Consider the following 16,809-nt stretch of genomic DNA (forward strand, 5'->3'; position numbering starts at 1 on the left):
ACACAATCCTCCGCCACGCCCCCGCAACACAAAACCCGCTACCAGACAAGCTAACCGTTGTCGAGATATGGTTGAACCGGTCCTTTGCGTATACTGCAACCTATGTTCGCCCACACTGCTTTGCGCCAGCGTTGCGCCAAATGGCTTTTCGCAACCGGACTCTTTTTGCTGCTCGGTGCCTGCGTTGAAAAACCCAGCACCCTCGAGCGCGTGAAGGAGGATGGCGTGCTGCGCGTGATCACCCGCAACAGCCCGGCCACTTACTTCCAGGATCGCAACGGCGAAACCGGTTTCGAGTACGAGCTGGTCAAGCATTTCGCCGACGATCTCGGTGTGAAGCTGGAGATCGAGACTGCCGACAACCTCGATGAGCTGTTCGACGACCTCGGCAAGCCCTCCGGCCCGGTACTGGCAGCCGCCGGCCTGGTCAGCAGCGAGCGGCGCGCGGCGCAGGCGAAATTCTCGCACCCTTACCTGGAAGTGACCCCGCAGGTCATCTATCGCAACGGCCGGCCCCGCCCGACCAATGCCAAGGGCCTGGTCGGCAAGAAAATCATGGTGCTCAAAGGCAGCAGCCATGCCGACCTGCTGGCCGAGCTGAAAAAGCAGAACCCTGGCCTGGAATATGAAGAGTCGGATGCCGTGGAGGTGGTCGACCTGCTGCGCATGGTCGACGAAGGCCAGATCGACCTGACCCTGGTCGACTCCAACGAGCTGGCGATGAACCAGGTGTACTTCCCCAACGTACGCGTTGCCTTCGACGTGGGCGACACCCGCGACCAGCGCTGGGCAGTGGCTGCGGGCGAAGACAACAGCCTGCTCAACGAAATCAACGAATTTCTCGACAAGGCACAGAAGAACGGCACCCTGCAGCGCCTGAAAGACCGTTATTACGGCCATGTAGACGTACTGGGCTATGTGGGTGCCTACACCTTCGCCCAGCACCTGCAACAGCGCCTGCCCAAGTACGAAAAGCACTTCAAGAGCTATGCCAAGGTCGAGCAGGTGGACTGGCGCCTGCTGGCCGCCATCGGCTACCAGGAATCGATGTGGCAGCCGGAGGTCACCTCCAAGACCGGCGTGCGCGGCCTGATGATGCTGACCCAGCGCACCGCCCAGGCCATGGGCGTGTCCAACCGGCTGGACCCGAAACAGAGCATCCAGGGTGGTGCCAAATACTTCATGAAGATCAAGGCCGAGCTGGACGACAGCATCCAGGAGCCGGACCGCACCTGGTTCGCCCTGGCGGCCTATAACGTCGGCGGCGGCCACCTGGAAGACGCCCGTACCCTGGCCAAGCGCGAGAAGCTCAACCCGAACAAGTGGCTGGACGTGAAGAAGATGCTGCCGCGCCTGTCGCAGAAGCAGTGGTATCGCCAGACCAAGTACGGCTACGCCCGTGGCGGCGAGCCGGTGCACTTCGTGGCCAACATCCGCCGTTACTACGACATCCTCACCTGGGTGACCCAGCCGCAGCTCGAAGGCCAGGTCGCCGAGGGCAACCTGCATGTGCCCGGGGTCAACAAGACCAAGCCGGCGGAACAGTCGCCGCCGATGTAGGCCTGAACCGGCCTCTTCGCGGGCGCGCCCGCTCCCACATGTACACCACAGGCCCGAGGGGATTGGTATTCCTGTGGGAGCGGGCGTGCCCGCGAAGAGGCCGGTTCAGGTCAAGCCTTGGCCCGGCGGGCTTTGAAGAAGTCGCTGAGGATCTGCCCGCACTCCTCCGCCAGCACCCCACCCTCCACCATCACCCGATGGTTGAGGAACCCCTGGCCGAAGAACTGCCCCTGGCTCTGCACAATGCCCGCCTTGGGCTCCAGCGCGCCAAAAACCACGCGCATCACCCGCGAATGCACAATCAGCCCTGCGCACATGCTGCACGGCTCCAGGGTCACGTACAGGGTGCTGCCGGGCAGGCGGTAGTTGCTGGCTGATTTCGCCGCTGCACGGATGGCCACCATCTCGGCATGCGCACTGGGGTCGCTGTCGAGGATCGGCCGGTTGAAGCCCTGGCCGATCACCTGCCCATGCTGTACCAGCACCGCACCCACGGGCACCTCGCCCAGCGCAGCACCTTCGGCGGCCAAAGCCAGGGCCAGGCGCATGAATTCCTGATCGCGGCTGCGATCGATGATCTGCGGGCGCATCAGACCACCGCAATCGCGGCCATCAGGCCGGTTTCCATGTGGTCGATGACGTGGCAATGGAACATCCAGGTGCCCGGGTTATCCGCCACCAGTGCCACCTGGGCGCGCTCGTTCTTGCCCAACAGATAGGTGTCGGTGAACCACGGCTCCTTGATGTCGTGACGGTTGGAGGCGATCACCTTGAAGCTCATGCCATGCAGGTGGATCGGGTGCTGGTACTGGGTCATGTTCTTCAGCTCGAAGATGTAGCTCTTGCCCTTTTTCAACGTGGCGATGGGGCGGTCGGCGCAGGTTTTGTCGGTGATATCCCAGGCCTGGCCGTTGATCTGCCACATGCTCGACGGCTTGTTCGGGTCTGGCGTGACCGAGACGCTGGCCGCCCACTCGAAATTGAAGTTGAGCTTTTCGGCATTCTCCAGGTCCGGCTCGGCGATCGGGTTGGCCGGCAGCGCTGGCGGCCAGTCACTCGGCGCGTCATTGCTGGCCACCGAACGCAGGGTACCCAGGCGCACGAAACCATCGCGCAGGGAGATCTCCTCGCCTGCCTCGGGAATACGGATGGCGAGGCAGATGCGCATGCCGGGGCCGAGCCAGTACTCGTCCTCCAGTGGTCGCGGGGTCACCGGATTGCCGTCGAGGGCATAGATTTTCGCCTCGCAGTTGCCCTTGAGATTGAGGCGGTAGGTCCAGGTGTTGTCCAGGTTCAGCAGGCGCACCCGCACCACCTGGCCAGCCGGCAACTCGGTGACCGAGCCGGCCTGGCCATTGATGGTGATCAAGCGCCCGGCGGTGCCATTGCGCGCCGCCTCGCGAGGGATGCTGAAAGGCAGCCAGGCCCCCTGCTCGTCCACGTGCCAGTTTTTCAGGCTCAATGTGCGCTCATGCTGGAACCCGGTAGGCTCACGCTCCTCGACGATCAGCGGGCCGACCAGGCCGCGGCCGAGCTCTTCGGAGCTGCTGACGTGCGGGTGATACCAGTAGCTGCCGGCGTCCGGCACGCGGAACTTGTAGTCGAAGTACTCGCCAGGCTTGACCGGCAGTTGCGAGACATAGGGCACGCCGTCCATTTCCAGCGGCAGGCGAATGCCGTGCCAGTGGATGGTGGTTTCGACCGGCAGGTGGTTGATGAAGCGTACCCGCAACCAGGTGCCCTGGCGCACGCGCAACTCGGTGCCTGGCGCCGATGGGCCGAACGCCCAGGCTTCGGTCTTGAAGCCCGGCACCAGTTCGACGTCCAGCGGCGCTGCGATCAGCTCGTAGTCATGCCCGGCGTTGTCGTCTTCGACCTTGCCCAGCCAGTAACGCGCTGCGCCACCGGCGCCCAGGCCAACCACAACCAGGCCGGTGAGGCCTTTGAGCATTTGTCGACGGGTGAAGGACATCGGTGCGGGTACCTCGTGTTCTGCGCAATCAAGCTGCCAGCAGTGGCTGGCGATGAAGGGCGAATACGATACACCTGCAAATGGGAAAGATTAAGTGAAGTGTTGCCGCAGCACATTTACCCCCCAGCAATATCTACCCCGACCCACACCCGCTGCCGATGCAGGCTTGGCCATTGTCCTTCATCGAGGAAATGCCCATGGACCTCTCTACCCAACAGCAGAAAACCCTCCAACAGCTGCAGCAACTGGCCATGCCACTGGTCACCGCCTGCCCGGACATGCGCCAGATAGCGCGGGATACCGCCCTTGCCATCCTGGCCAAGCATCAGCATCCGGCGCTGGACCCTGACCAGGTCTATCTCAACCGTTTTGCCACGGCCGTCAGCAGCCCGCGAACATTCAGCGGCTGGCAGCACTTCGACCCACCGGTCCAATCGCTGACCCTGCCGCAACTGGTCATGCACCGCTTCGATGTTCACGACCAGGACAATGCCGACCTGCTCAGTTACCTCACCGGCTTCTACAAAGATGGCGCGGGCAAGGACGTGTACGATGAGCACAACGAAATACCCATCGCCCCACAGTCGATCCTGCAGGACTTCTGGCAAATCGACTTCAGCAGCACATTCCACCAACGCCTGCATGACTTCTGGCAGCAACACGCCGATGGCTACCGCACCCTGGCCAAGGTCAATTTCCTCGCCAAGGTTCTGGAGGTGCGCTCGGACTCCCCCCGCAGCGAGCTGGCCAGGCGTGCTCACCGGGTCGCCGCCGCCCTTGCAGGTACCAGCACCTGGCCGCCGAGCCTGGAGCAATTGCAACAGCACGCCAGTCCCGCCGCTGGCTACCGCGTCTGTACCTTCGATATTGGCGGCCACCTGGCCACTGACATCCTGCGGGTCGAGATGGACGATGGCTATCAACTGCTCTACACCCCTGGCGAGAGCGAGGCGCTGCACCTGTTCGCCAACCGCAGCGAGCTGTATCAATGGGTGCTGATGAACACCAACCAGGCCGATAACCGGGCACGCTTCATGGGCCACTTCGCACTTGAGAGCCATGCCGAAAAGGCCAGCAGCGTCGGCCTGAACCACATGATCGACCTGCTGTTCTTCAACTGGGGAGGCGATGACCATCACTGCCTCAACCAGCTGGACCACACCCTGACCGGCGATGCGTTCAGCCACCTGCGCGACGCCGCCCGCCAGCGCATGAACGACGATGCCCACTTCGCCCTGCGCTCCAATGCCGACTTGCGCAAACAATTGTGGATCGGCTACCTGACAGCCTTCGGCGAGATTGCCGGAGCCATGGCCGCAGTCGACTGGCCGATCGCCCTGGCGGCGGTCGGGGCGGGGCTGGCTGAGACCGGGCTGAATATCGACCAGGCGATCACTGGCCACACCACCGCCGAACGCCAGCAGGGGGTGACCGGCGCCGTGCTGGCCGCCATCAATACCCTGTTCAATGCGACACTGCTCACCGGCGTAGCAGGCAAGCCGCTGGATGAGTTCGCCGAGCTTGACGAGGCCGAGGGCGCAGAAACAGGCCATGAACCGGAACCTGAAGATGATCTGCTGCCTGCCACCCCCGGCGAAATCGAAGCCTGGGTCCCGGAGCCGCACAGGCCACTTGGCCAACTTGCCCTGCTGGCGCCTTTCGAGACCAATGCCGTGCTGGCCAGCAAGCCTGGCAGCGGCACCCTCGAAGGGATTTACACCCAGGAAGGCAACTTCTATGCGTTGATCGACGAGCAGCCCTATCAGGTGCGCTTTGTTGCAGAAATGAATACCTGGGTCGTGGTAGACCCCGAGCACCCATTCTCTTTCTACCGTAACGTCCCCATCCGCCTGGGCGCGGATGGACAGTGGCAGCCTTTCGAACGCCCAGGGTTACGCGGCGGCATGTTGCCACGCAAGTTGCTGGCTCGCTGGGGCAGGGTTTCCGGGGCTGCAGTGGCTGAACTGCCCGACAGCCCCTACAACATTCCTCAAGCCATGCGCAGCGGTTTGAAAGCCGCCGCTCAAGGGGGCAATGACCGGGTACTCAGCGGCATCTTTGCCGACTTGGACCCGGTAGCCAATGAGCGCTATGCCGAATTCAGAAGGCGTCGCAATGCCCTGGCCACCGACGCCAGCCAGTTCCTCGAAACGGTACAGTTGCCACCTCGCCCCGAACTGCCCGAACTGCCCCGCGAGTCGGGCCCGAAGCAGATCATCCGCAGCCTGTATGAGCGCAGCCACGGCCTTGTTGTCGGTGAAGGCCATTCGCAGCTGGGCAGCAAGCGCTTTCTGATCGACAACATGGCGCTGCTGAAAAAGCAGAAAGTCAGCGTCTTGTACATGGAGCATTTTCTGACGGACTTCCAGCAGGCGGACCTGGACGTATTCAATCGCACAGGGCAAATGCCAAAAGACCTGCAGACCTATGTGGAGACCCTGGACGAGGGGCACTGGACCGACCGCTCAGGCCGCTACACCTTCAAGCAAGTACTGATCGCCGCTCAGAAACAGGGCATCCGCATCCAGCCCATCGATTGCATGGCCAGCTACCGTCAGGCGTGGGAAGGCACGCCATTGCCGCAGATTCGGCAAAAGATGATGAACTACTTCGCGCACCTGACCATCGACGCCGACCAGGCCACCCGCGGCCCCGGCAAGTGGATAGCCCTGGTGGGCAGTACGCACTCGAACACCTATGAAGGCGTACCCGGGCTGAGCGAACTGCAAGGCGCTGTCGGCCTGCGCTTTGAAGACATCGAGTTCGGCAAAGTGGGCGGTATAGAGGTCGACCCGGGACGCACGGTTGTCAGCGACGATTTTAGCCTGCAGCGCGTTCAGGGCGACTTGCGCATGCAGGTTGCAGTGGCGCAGCACGCCAAGGGCAGCGGCAACCTGGAAGCGGCGCTGGTGAACAAGGGCATGTTTGCTTTCAGCGACCTCGATGGCCAGCTGACCCTGGTCCATCGCAGCCACGACGGGCAACTGAAATACACCCCGGTGCGCCAGGACGGGCGATACGTCCATATCGAAAAACCTGACTGGCCATGGATCAGCGGACGCCGCCTGGATGGCCTGGCACAGTTACGCGACGCACTCGCCCGCCGAGGCTTGCGTTACGTGCGCCCTTGAACAGCGGGCATACCCTGTCGCCAGATACGACAAGGGCGCCTTGCGGCGCCCTTGTGGCTCAACTTATTCCCACTCGATAGTGGCCGGCGGCTTGCTCGACACGTCGTAGGTAACGCGCGAGATGCCTTCGATTTCGTTGATGATACGGCCGCTGACGGTTTCCAGCAGCTCGTACGGCAGGTGTGCCCAACGCGCGGTCATGAAGTCCACGGTCTCGACGGCACGCAGGGCAACGACCCAGGCGTAGCGACGGCCGTCGCCAACGACGCCAACCGACTTGACCGGCTGGAACACCACGAACGCCTGGCTGGTCTTGTGGTACCAGTCGGCCTTGCGCAGCTCTTCGATGAAGATGTGGTCGGCGCGACGCAGGATGTCGGCGTATTCCTTCTTCACTTCACCCAGGATGCGCACGCCCAGGCCCGGGCCCGGGAACGGGTGGCGGTAGACCATGTCGTACGGCAGGCCCAGTTCCAGGCCGATCTTGCGCACTTCGTCCTTGAACAGTTCACGCAGCGGCTCGACCAGCTTGAGGTTCATTTCCTCTGGCAGGCCACCCACGTTGTGATGCGACTTGATCACGTGGGCCTTGCCGCTCTTGGCGCCAGCCGACTCGATCACGTCCGGGTAGATGGTGCCCTGGGCAAGGAACTGGATGTTATCCAGCTTGCTGGCTTCGGCATCGAAGATGTCGATGAAGGTGCGGCCGATGATCTTGCGCTTCTTCTCCGGGTCGGCTTCGCCTTCCAGGTTACCCAGGAACTGAGCCTCGGCATCGGCACGGATCACCTTGACGCCCATGTTCTCTTTGAACATGGCCATCACCTGGTCGCCTTCGTGCAGGCGCAGCAGGCCGTTGTCGACGAAGACGCAGGTCAGCTGGTCGCCGATGGCACGGTGCAGCAGCGCGGCAACCACGGACGAGTCGACGCCGCCGGACAGACCGAGCAGGACGTTGGCCGAACCGACTTGCGCACGCACCTGGGCAATGGCGTCTTCAACGATGTTGGAGGCGGTCCACAGGGCTTCACAACCGCAGATGTCCTGCACGAAGCGGGACAGGATGCGACCGCCCTGCTTGGTGTGGGTCACTTCCGGGTGGAACTGCACGCCGTAGTAGCCACGAGAATCGTCGAACATGCCGGCGATCGGGCAGCTCGGAGTGCTGGCCAGCACGTGGAAGTCGCCAGGCATCTGGGTGACCTTGTCACCGTGGCTCATCCACACGTCCAGGCCCAGTACGCCATCGGCGTCAACGTGGTCTTCGATGCCGTCGAGCAGGCGGCTCTTGCCGACCACATCAACGCGGGCATAACCGAATTCGCGCAGTTCGGAGCCTTCGACCTTGCCGCCCAGCTGTTCGGCCATGGTCTGCATGCCGTAGCAGATGCCCAACAGCGGTACGTTCAGGTCGAACACGGCCTGCGGGGCGCGCGGGCTGTTGGCTTCGTGGACCGACTCGGGGCCGCCAGCGAGGATGATGCCGCGCGGGTTGAATTCGCGGATCGCTTCATCGTCCATGTCGAACGGGTGCAGTTCGCAGTACACGCCGATTTCGCGCACGCGGCGGGCAATCAGCTGGGTGTACTGGGAACCGAAATCGAGGATCAGGATGCGGTGAGCGTGAATGTCGAGGGCCATGACTCAATCTCGTCAGTGGAAATCGGAAACGACGCGGGGCTGTCGTGACAGCCCCGCATCCTTATATAGCTGGAAGCCTCAGCCTACGCGGTAGTTAGGGGCTTCTTTGGTGATCTGCACGTCATGCACGTGGGACTCGGCCATGCCGGCACCGGTGATGCGTACAAATTCCGGCTTGGTGCGCATCTCTTCGATGGTTGCGCTGCCGGTGTAGCCCATGGACGAACGCAGGCCGCCCATCAGCTGGTGGATGATCGCGGCCAGGGCGCCTTTGTAAGGCACACGGCCTTCGATGCCTTCCGGTACCAGCTTCTCGGCGCCGGCCGAGGAGTCCTGGAAGTAGCGGTCGGACGAGCCTTGCGCCTGTGCCATGGCACCCAGCGAGCCCATGCCGCGGTAGGCCTTGTAGGAACGGCCCTGGAACAGTTCGACTTCACCCGGGGCCTCTTCGGTACCGGCGAACATCGAACCCATCATCACGCAGGAAGCACCGGCAACGATGGCCTTGGACAGGTCACCGGAGAAGCGGATACCGCCGTCGGCGATCAGTGGCACGCCAGTGCCTTCCAGTGCGGCGGCGACGTTGGCGATGGCGCTGATTTGCGGCACGCCGACACCGGCAACGATACGGGTGGTGCAGATCGAGCCTGGGCCGATACCGACCTTGACGGCGTCAGCGCCCGCTTCGGCCAGGGCCTTGGCAGCAGCGCCAGTGGCGATGTTGCCGCCGATCACCTGCACTTGCGGGTAGGTTTCTTTTACCCAGCGCACGCGGTCGATCACGCCTTTGGAGTGACCGTGTGCGGTGTCGACAACCACCACGTCAACGCCAGCGGCAACCAGGGCGGCAACGCGCTCGCCGGTGTCCTTGCCGGTGCCGACCGCGGCGCCGACGCGCAGGCGACCCTGGTCGTCCTTGCTGGCCAGCGGGTAGGCCTTGGCTTTTTCGATGTCCTTGACGGTCATCATGCCCTTGAGGGCGAACTTGTCGTCGACGATCAGGACTTTTTCCAGGCGGTGCTTGTGCAGCAGCTCGCGGACTTCGTTCTTGTCGGCGCCTTCTCGGACGGTGACCAGGCGCTCTTTAGGCGTCATCACGTCGCGGACCTTGGCGTCCAGGCGGGTTTCGAAGCGCACGTCACGGGAGGTGACGATGCCAACCAGGTCGCCGTTCGCCAGCACCGGAACACCGGAGATGTTGTTCAGGCGGGTCAGGTCGAACAGGTCACGCACGGTGGCGTCGGCTTCGATGGTGATCGGGTCCTTGACCACGCCAGCCTCGAACTTCTTGACCTTGCGTACTTCGCCGGCCTGCTGTTCGATGGTCATGTTCTTGTGGATGATGCCGATGCCGCCTTCCTGGGCCATGGCAATGGCCAGACGCGCTTCGGTCACGGTATCCATGGCGGCGGAAACCAGCGGAATGTTCAGCTCGATGCCACGGGTCAAACGGGTCTTGAGACTGACTTCATTGGGCAGTACCTCGGAATAGCCAGGTACAAGGAGGATATCGTCGAAGGTCAGGGCTTCTTGGCTGATACGCAGCATCGCGGGGGCTCCCGGGCGGGAAAAATGGAAGCGCGCCATTATACTCATGCACGGCGCGCCGCTCAATGCAAAATAAGGGCCTTCGGTCAGCCTTGTGGCACTTTTACCTGTACCACGACCACCGGCTGGTCGAGCCAGTCGGCAAAGCTGTCGAGAAAGGCCTGGGTAAACCCGGCCTCGCCCCAGTTGTTGAAGATGAACCCCAGGTTGGAAAAGGCACATGGCTGCAGGTAAATGAAGCCATTGATGTCATCTTCGAAGCCGCACAGCGGGCAGGTGAAGTTATCACTGACGCGCGGCATCCATTCTTCCAGGCTTTCGAACAGCGGCTCGCCCACCTCGCGGCGGCACTCCGGGCAGCCTGCTTCTTCGAGAAAACCTTCGGTGGGGGTGTAGATGCAGCGCTTGAGCATCACCTCCATGCCGTTGACCTGCTGGTCAAAGGGCAGTTTTTCCGGATGAAGCGCCACTTTGCGCGCCCCGGCGGCCAGGGCATGGCCCATGCGGTTGCCGGTGCGGCCACAGGTGGTCAGTTGTTCTTCGACGACTTTCTCGCGCACCAGCCAGCGCAGGATGGCGCGGGCGCGGGCTTCATGCACCGGGACGGTGGACAGCTTGGGAACGATGATGCTCTGGGTGTTCATGAACGGGACAAGCCTGAAAAACGCCGGTAATGACGCAATTCTACCGCTCAGGCGCTCAGGTAGCGACCAATCAACGCCAGCCCACTGGCCAGCACCAGCCAGGTGACCAGGCGCACAAAGGCTTCACGGGAGAGCCGGTTGGTCAGCCGGCGCCCCACCCAGAGGCCTGCGACCATGACTGGCAGCAAGCAGGCAGCGAGCAGCAGCAGGCTTTGGTCGGCATAGACACCGGCTATCAGGAACAGCGTCAGGCGCACGACCGTGCTGCAACTGATCAGCGCGCTCTGGGTGGCACGAACCTGTTCCTTTACCTCCAGCCGTGCGCTCAGGTAAAGGGCATACAGAAACCCGCCGCTGCCGAACAAAGCCCCGAACAACCCGCCTGCCGTACCCATCGGCACCGCCCAAAAGCCGGACAGGCTCGCCGGCCGCACTTTCACTGCCAGCCCGTACAACGCATAGGCGGTCACGAATACCCCCATCATCAGCAGCAAAAGGTCGGACTTCAGTTGCAGAAGGAACACCACGCCCAACGTGCACCCAAGGGCCATGAACGGCAACAGCCGTAACAACTCGCTGCGCACCACATCCCGGCGCGACGGCAGCAGGTTGCCGAACGCGGCAACGAAGTCCAGCAGCACCAGCAGCGGGATAATGCGTGATAACGGCATGAAATGGATCAGTACCGGCCCGGCCACCAGCGCGGTACCAAAACCGGCAATGCCGAAAACGATGTAGGCAACACCGACACCCAGCAGGATGGGCAGCCAGTCGAGGCCGGAAAACGACAGTTGGGCGAGCATGGCAGCAGTTCCTGGGAAGACAGGCCAAGGTTAGCCAGCGATGAGCCATGCCGACTAATATGCCTTTATCGCCACAGCTATCTCGAAAAGGCATGACATGACGTCGATCCGCCAATTGCGTTACTTCGTGGAAATCGCCGAATGCGGCAGTTTCAGCGCTGCCGCCGAACGGCTGTACATCGCCCAGTCGGCGCTGAGCCGGCAGATCAAGGAGCTGGAGCAGCAACTGGGCACGCCGCTGTTCGAGCGCACTGCGCGCCTGCCACGCCTGACACTGGCCGGCCAGGCCTTTCTTGAACGGTCGCGGCGCTTGCTGGCCGATCTGGCACAGGCCGAGCGCGTAACCCGCGACATTGGCCAGGGGCTGCAAGGCAGCCTGCGCCTGAACCATTCCAGTACCGTGCCGCTGACCGGCACGCTGCTGGCTCGCTTGGGCAACTACCTGAAAGACAACCCGGGGGTTTCGCTGGAGATCGCGCAGCAGTCTTCGGAGGCACAGCTGGAAGACATTGCTGCCGGGCGACTGGATATCGGCCTGCTGCGCTTGCCTGTGCTGCGCCAGCACGAAGGTGTGGTGCTGCAGGAACTGTTCAGCGAACCCTTGTTGCTGGCGGTCGCTGCCGGGCACCCTTTGGCCAGCACGCCGCGGGTGAAATTGGAGCAGTTGCGGGAAGAACGCTTCATTTCCATTCCACACCGGGACCGCGGCGGGTTGAGCTATTTGTCGGCCTCGTTGTGCATGGAGGCCGGGTTCTTCCCGCAGGCGGCGCAGGTGCTGTCACGCAAGACTACGCAATTGCAGTTGATTCAGGCGGGGTTCGGGGTGGCGTTGTTGCCTGAATGCATGCGGGAGATTGCGCCGGCTTCGGTCAGCTTCGTGGCGCTGGAAGGTGATTGCCAGAGCACAGTGGCGCTGGCCTGTCGCCGTGATGCGGGGCAGATGGCACGGCAGTTTGTGGCGGCCATGCAGGACTGAGGCTTGTGGAAGCAACCGCATCACCCGGTAGGAGCAGCCTTGTGCTGCGAAGAGGCCATTGCAGCCGAAGATGATCATTAGCCCTACCGGCCTCTTCGCAGCACAAGGCTGCTCCTACAAGGACCGCGACAAGCCCGGTGACAGGGCTGGCACAGACAACCGGGGCCGATGTCCTTTATGATGCCTGCCATGATCAAAGACCCCTTCGAACGACTCGGCCTGGACCGTGAGGTCCTTACCGTCAGCCAACTCAACGGCCGCGCCCGCGTGCTGCTGGAAGACGTGTTCCGCAGCGTCTGGGTGGAAGGCGAAATCTCAAACCTCGCCCGTCCGGCGTCCGGCCACATGTACTTCACCCTCAAGGACAGCGGCGCCCAGGTGCGCTGCGCGCTGTTCCGGCAGAACGCCACGCGGGTGCGTCAGGCCCTGCGCGACGGCCTGGCGGTGCGGGTACGCGGCAAGGTTTCGCTGTTCGAAGGGCGTGGCGACTACCAACTGATTCTCGACACCGTCGAGCCGGCCGGCGACGGCGCGTTACGCCTGGCCTTCGAGGCACTGAAGGAAAAGCTCAGCGCCGAGGGGCTGTTCAGCGCCGAAGGCAAAAAACCGCTACCGGCCCACCCTCAACGGATCGGCATCATCAGCTCGCCTACTGGCGCCGTCATCCGCGACATCATCAGCGTGTTCGGCCGCCGTGCCCCACAGGTGGAACTGAACCTGATCCCCACGGCGGTACAGGGCCGCGAAGCCATCGCGCAGATCGTGCGCGCCATTCGCCTGGCCGACAGCCTTGGTTTCGATGCGCTGATCCTGGCCCGGGGTGGTGGGTCGCTGGAAGACCTGTGGTGCTTCAACGAAGAAGCCGTGGCGCGGGCCGTAGCCGCCTGCGTTACCCCGATAGTCAGCGCCGTGGGCCATGAAACCGACGTATCGATCAGCGACTTCGTCGCCGACGTGCGCGCCCCCACGCCGTCTGCCGCCGCCGAACTGCTGGCCCCCGACAACAGTGGCCTGCAGCAACGCCTGGACGGCCTGCAACGGCGCCTGCTGCTGCGCATGCAAAACCGCCTGACCCATGACCGCCTGCGCCTGGAGTCACTGACCCGGCGCCTGCGCCACCCGGGCGAGCGCCTGCGCCAGCAGGCCCAGCGCCTGGACGACCTGGACATGCGCCTGCGCCGCGCATTCATGCTCAACCTCAACCAGCGCCGCGAGCGCCTGGCACGTATGGACACCCGCCTGGCCGCGCAGCACCCGGGGCGCAACCTGAAACTGCTGAGCCAGCGCCTCGAAAGCCTGGCGGAGCGCCTGCCACGTGCCATGCGCGATGTGTTGAAAGACCGTCGCCAACGCTTCCAGGCCCAGCTGCAAACCCTGCAAGTGGTCAGCCCGCTGGCCACCCTCGCCCGCGGCTACAGCATCCTGCTGGACGACCAGGGCCAGGCCATTCGCAGCGCCGAACAGACCCGCAACGGCCAGCGCCTCACCGCCCGCCTGAACGAAGGCGAACTGCAGGTGCGGGTCGAAGACAACCACCTGACCCCGGTCACCCTCTCACTACTGGACTGACACATGCCCCGCCTGCTCGCGCCCTTGCTTGCCCTTTCCCTGCTGCTGCTGGCCGGCGGCGCCCAGGCCAGCTACATCACCCGCACGCTTAACAAACCGGTACCCGGCGGTGTGGCGGTGGTCGACCTGGGCCGCTCCGCCAGCGCGCCCAGCGCCCGTTTCGACGGCAAACCGGTGTTGGTGGTGAAGGAGCAGGACAACTGGCTGGCCATCGTCGGCATCCCCCTGACCCAAAAGCCCGGCACTGCCGTGCTGAACCAGGACGGCCGCACCCTGCCCTTCAGCGTCGGGAGCAAGAAGTACCCCGAGCAGCGCATCACCCTGAAGAACACTCGCCAGGTCAACCCGAACCCGGCCGACCTCAAGCGCATCGACCGCGAGCTGGCCGAGCAGATCAAGGCTTACCGCAGCTTCAGCCCAAGCCTGCCGAGCAACCTGATCCTCGACAAACCGGTCAACGGCCCGCTGTCGAGCAAGTTCGGCGTGCGCCGCTTTTTCAACGGTGAAGAGCGCAACCCGCATGCCGGGCTGGACTTCGCGGTGCCAGCGGGCACGCCGATCAAGACCCCGGCCAATGGCAAGGTGATTCTGGTGGGGGATTACTTCTTCAATGGCCGCACGGTGTTCGTCGACCATGGCCAGGGCTTTATCAGCATGTTCTGCCACATGTCCAAGATCGATGCGCAGGTCGGGCAAACACTGCGCCGTGGCGACGTAGTCGGGCGCGTGGGCTCGACCGGGCGGGCAACCGGGCCGCACATGCACTGGAACGTCAGCCTGAACGACGCGCGGGTGGATCCGGCGATTTTCATCGGCGCGTTTCAACCCTGATATCGGCGGCGCCTGCTTCGCGGGCATGCCCGCTCCCACAGGTTTTGCGCCGCGCCCGCAGGCTGCGCTGTACCTGTGGGAGCAGGCGAGCCCGCGAAGAGGCCAGCGCTGTCAGCACCCATACCACTGGGTTGCGCCATCGAAATATACCGCGCAAAAATCAAGAAACAGTCAGCAAATTACAGCCATAAAATCTCGCCCATTACCGTTTTTTAAGCATTCCTCTCAATTTTTGCTGAACACTTGCCATCCCTCACCTCTCTGGTTAGGGTTGAAGGCATGAAAACCTTCAGCACCCTCATCCTGCTCCGACAACATCGCAGCCTCTGCCTGGTCAGCGCCCGACTACCAGGCTGAATCGCGTCGCCTCGCCTCTTCATCTCGTTATCGCTCGGCAGGCCCGATCTCGGCCGCACACAAAAGGATTGCTTCCATGTCCATGCTCAAAGACCCTTCGAAGAAGTACCGCGCTTTCCCGACCATCGACCTGCCCGACCGTACCTGGCCGTCGAAAACCATCACCGCCGCGCCGATCTGGTGCAGCTCCGACCTGCGTGATGGCAACCAGTCGCTGATCGAGCCGATGGATTCGGAGAAGAAACTGCGCTTCTGGAAGACCTTGGTGCAGGTGGGCGTGAAGGAAATCGAAGCCTCGTTCCCGTCTGCCTCGCAGACCGATTTCGACTTCGTGCGTACCCTGATCGAGGACGGCCACATCCCGGACGACACCACCATCCAGGTGTTGACCCAGGCCCGTGAAGACCTCATCGCACGCACCTTCGAATCGCTGCGCGGTGCGAAGAAGGCCATCGTCCACCTGTACAACGCCACCAGCCCGTCGTTCCGCCGCATTGTCTTCAACCAGGACAAGCAAGGCGTGAAGGACATCGCGGTCAACGCGGCCAAGCTGTTCGTCAAGTACGCTGCCCAGCAGCCGGAAACCCAGTGGACCTTCCAGTACTCGCCAGAAACCTTCAGCGCCACCGAGATGGACTTCGCCAAGGAAGTCTGCGACGCGGTCATCGAAGTGTGGAACCCGACGCCTGAGCACAAGATCATCCTCAACCTGCCGGCCACCGTGGAAGTGTCCACGCCGAACATCTACGCCGACCAGATCGAGTGGTTCTGCCGCAACGTCAGCCGCCGCGACAGCGTGATCATCAGCCTGCACTGCCACAACGACCGTGGTACCGGCATCGCCGCCACCGAGCTGGGCCTGATGGCCGGTGCCGACCGCGCCGAAGGCTGCCTGTTCGGCAACGGCGAGCGTACCGGCAACGTCGACCTGGTGACCCTGGCACTGAACCTCTACACCCAAGGCATCGACCCGTTGCTGGACTTCTCCGACATCGACGGCGTGCGCAAGGTGGTCGAGGAGTGCAACCAGCTGCCGGTACACCCGCGCCACCCGTACGTGGGCGACCTGGTCCACACCGCGTTCTCCGGCTCGCACCAGGATGCCATCCGCAAAGGCTTCGCCAAGCAGCAGGAAGGCGAACGGTGGGAAGTGCCGTACCTGCCGATCGACCCGGCCGACCTCGGCCGCAGCTACGAGGCGGTGATCCGCGTCAACAGCCAGTCGGGCAAAGGCGGCATTACCTACCTGCTCGAACAGGAATACGGCATCAGCCTGCCGCGCCGCATGCAGATCGAGTTCAGCCAGGTGGTGCAGGGTGAAACCGACCGCCTGGGCCTGGAAATGACTGCCAAGCAGATCTACAGCCTGCTGCAGAAGGAATACCTCCAGGCTAACGCGCCGTACGCACTGGTCAGCCACCGCTTACAGGAAGAAAACGGCCACAGCGCCGTGGAAGTGGAAGTGGCCGGCGAAGGCGAAACCACCCTGCACTGGCGCGGCAAGGGCAATGGCGCCCTGGAAGCCCTGGTGGCCGGTTTGCCGATTTCGGTGGAAATCATGGACTACAACGAGCACGCCATTGGCGCGGGCACCAATGCCAAGGCCGCGGCCTACATTGAACTGCGTGTGGCCGGTGGCCGCCCGGTGCATGGTGTGGGCATCGATGAAAACATCACCACGGCCAGCTTCAAGGCATTGTTCAGTGCGTTGAACCGCTCGCTGAGCCAGCAGGATGCCAAGGCCGCCTGAGTAATACCGGCATGCAAAAAGCCCGCT

The 16,809-nt window shown here is 63.1% G+C and carries 12 protein-coding genes; 6 read left to right on the forward strand and 6 right to left on the reverse strand.

Annotated features, from left to right (window positions below):
* The first annotated feature begins 102 nt into the window (after positions 1 to 102).
* A complete protein-coding gene (gene mltF / locus AK81_RS03495; RefSeq protein WP_043196809.1) occupies positions 103 to 1,560 on the forward strand; it encodes a membrane-bound lytic murein transglycosylase MltF in 1,458 nt (485 codons plus the stop codon).
* Positions 1,561 to 1,670: 110 nt separating this feature from the next.
* Here mltF and tadA read toward each other — a convergent pair whose 3' ends face one another.
* Complete coding sequence (gene tadA, locus AK81_RS03500; RefSeq protein WP_043196811.1) at positions 1,671 to 2,150, reverse strand: tRNA adenosine(34) deaminase TadA; 480 nt, start codon at positions 2,148 to 2,150, stop codon at positions 1,671 to 1,673.
* Positions 2,150 to 3,532, reverse strand: coding sequence for a multicopper oxidase family protein (locus AK81_RS03505; RefSeq protein WP_043196813.1), 1,383 nt, complete (start codon positions 3,530 to 3,532; stop codon positions 2,150 to 2,152). The genes tadA and AK81_RS03505 overlap by 1 nt, the downstream gene beginning before the upstream one ends.
* 197 nt (positions 3,533 to 3,729) lie before the next feature.
* Here AK81_RS03505 and AK81_RS03510 point away from each other — a divergent pair, with 197 nt between their 5' ends.
* Positions 3,730 to 6,663, forward strand: coding sequence for a membrane-targeted effector domain-containing toxin (locus AK81_RS03510; protein WP_043196814.1), 2,934 nt, complete (start codon positions 3,730 to 3,732; stop codon positions 6,661 to 6,663).
* 63 nt (positions 6,664 to 6,726) lie between these two features.
* Here the strand turns inward: AK81_RS03510 and guaA are convergent, their stop codons facing one another.
* The 4 genes from guaA to AK81_RS03530 form a co-directional block, all read right to left on the reverse strand.
* A complete protein-coding gene (guaA, locus tag AK81_RS03515; protein WP_043196815.1) occupies positions 6,727 to 8,304 on the reverse strand; it encodes a glutamine-hydrolyzing GMP synthase in 1,578 nt (525 codons plus the stop codon).
* 78 nt (positions 8,305 to 8,382) lie between these two features.
* Positions 8,383 to 9,852 (reverse strand): IMP dehydrogenase, encoded by a 1,470-nt coding sequence (gene guaB, locus AK81_RS03520; RefSeq protein ID WP_043196817.1) that lies wholly within the window; start codon positions 9,850 to 9,852, stop codon positions 8,383 to 8,385.
* Between the two features lie 86 nt (positions 9,853 to 9,938).
* Positions 9,939 to 10,496: a hypothetical protein gene (locus AK81_RS03525; protein WP_043196819.1), complete on the reverse strand. Its 558-nt coding sequence runs from the start codon at positions 10,494 to 10,496 to the stop codon at positions 9,939 to 9,941.
* Between the two features lie 47 nt (positions 10,497 to 10,543).
* Positions 10,544 to 11,299 (reverse strand): sulfite exporter TauE/SafE family protein, encoded by a 756-nt coding sequence (locus AK81_RS03530; RefSeq protein ID WP_043196820.1) that lies wholly within the window; start codon positions 11,297 to 11,299, stop codon positions 10,544 to 10,546.
* A gap of 97 nt (positions 11,300 to 11,396) precedes the next feature.
* Between AK81_RS03530 and AK81_RS03535 the strand changes: the two genes are divergently transcribed.
* The 4 genes from AK81_RS03535 to leuA all read left to right on the forward strand — a co-directional run bounded on the left by AK81_RS03535 (position 11,397) and on the right by leuA (position 16,782).
* Positions 11,397 to 12,275, forward strand: a complete 879-nt coding sequence (locus AK81_RS03535; RefSeq protein WP_043196821.1) for a LysR substrate-binding domain-containing protein — start codon at positions 11,397 to 11,399, stop codon at positions 12,273 to 12,275.
* A gap of 189 nt (positions 12,276 to 12,464) precedes the next feature.
* Positions 12,465 to 13,844 carry an exodeoxyribonuclease VII large subunit gene (xseA, locus tag AK81_RS03540; RefSeq protein WP_043196822.1) on the forward strand — a complete coding sequence of 460 codons (1,380 nt, stop codon included), beginning with the start codon at positions 12,465 to 12,467 and terminating at the stop codon, positions 13,842 to 13,844.
* Between the two features lie 3 nt (positions 13,845 to 13,847).
* On the forward strand, positions 13,848 to 14,675 hold the full coding sequence (locus AK81_RS03545; RefSeq protein WP_043196823.1) for a M23 family metallopeptidase: 828 nt from the start codon (positions 13,848 to 13,850) through the stop codon (positions 14,673 to 14,675).
* A 433-nt stretch (positions 14,676 to 15,108) separates the two neighbouring features.
* Complete coding sequence (gene leuA, locus AK81_RS03550; RefSeq protein WP_043196824.1) at positions 15,109 to 16,782, forward strand: 2-isopropylmalate synthase; 1,674 nt, start codon at positions 15,109 to 15,111, stop codon at positions 16,780 to 16,782.
* Positions 16,783 to 16,809 lie beyond the last annotated feature (27 nt).

It is taken from the genome of Pseudomonas putida W15Oct28, from assembly GCF_000708715.2.
Lineage (GTDB): Bacteria > Pseudomonadota > Gammaproteobacteria > Pseudomonadales > Pseudomonadaceae > Aquipseudomonas > Aquipseudomonas putida_R.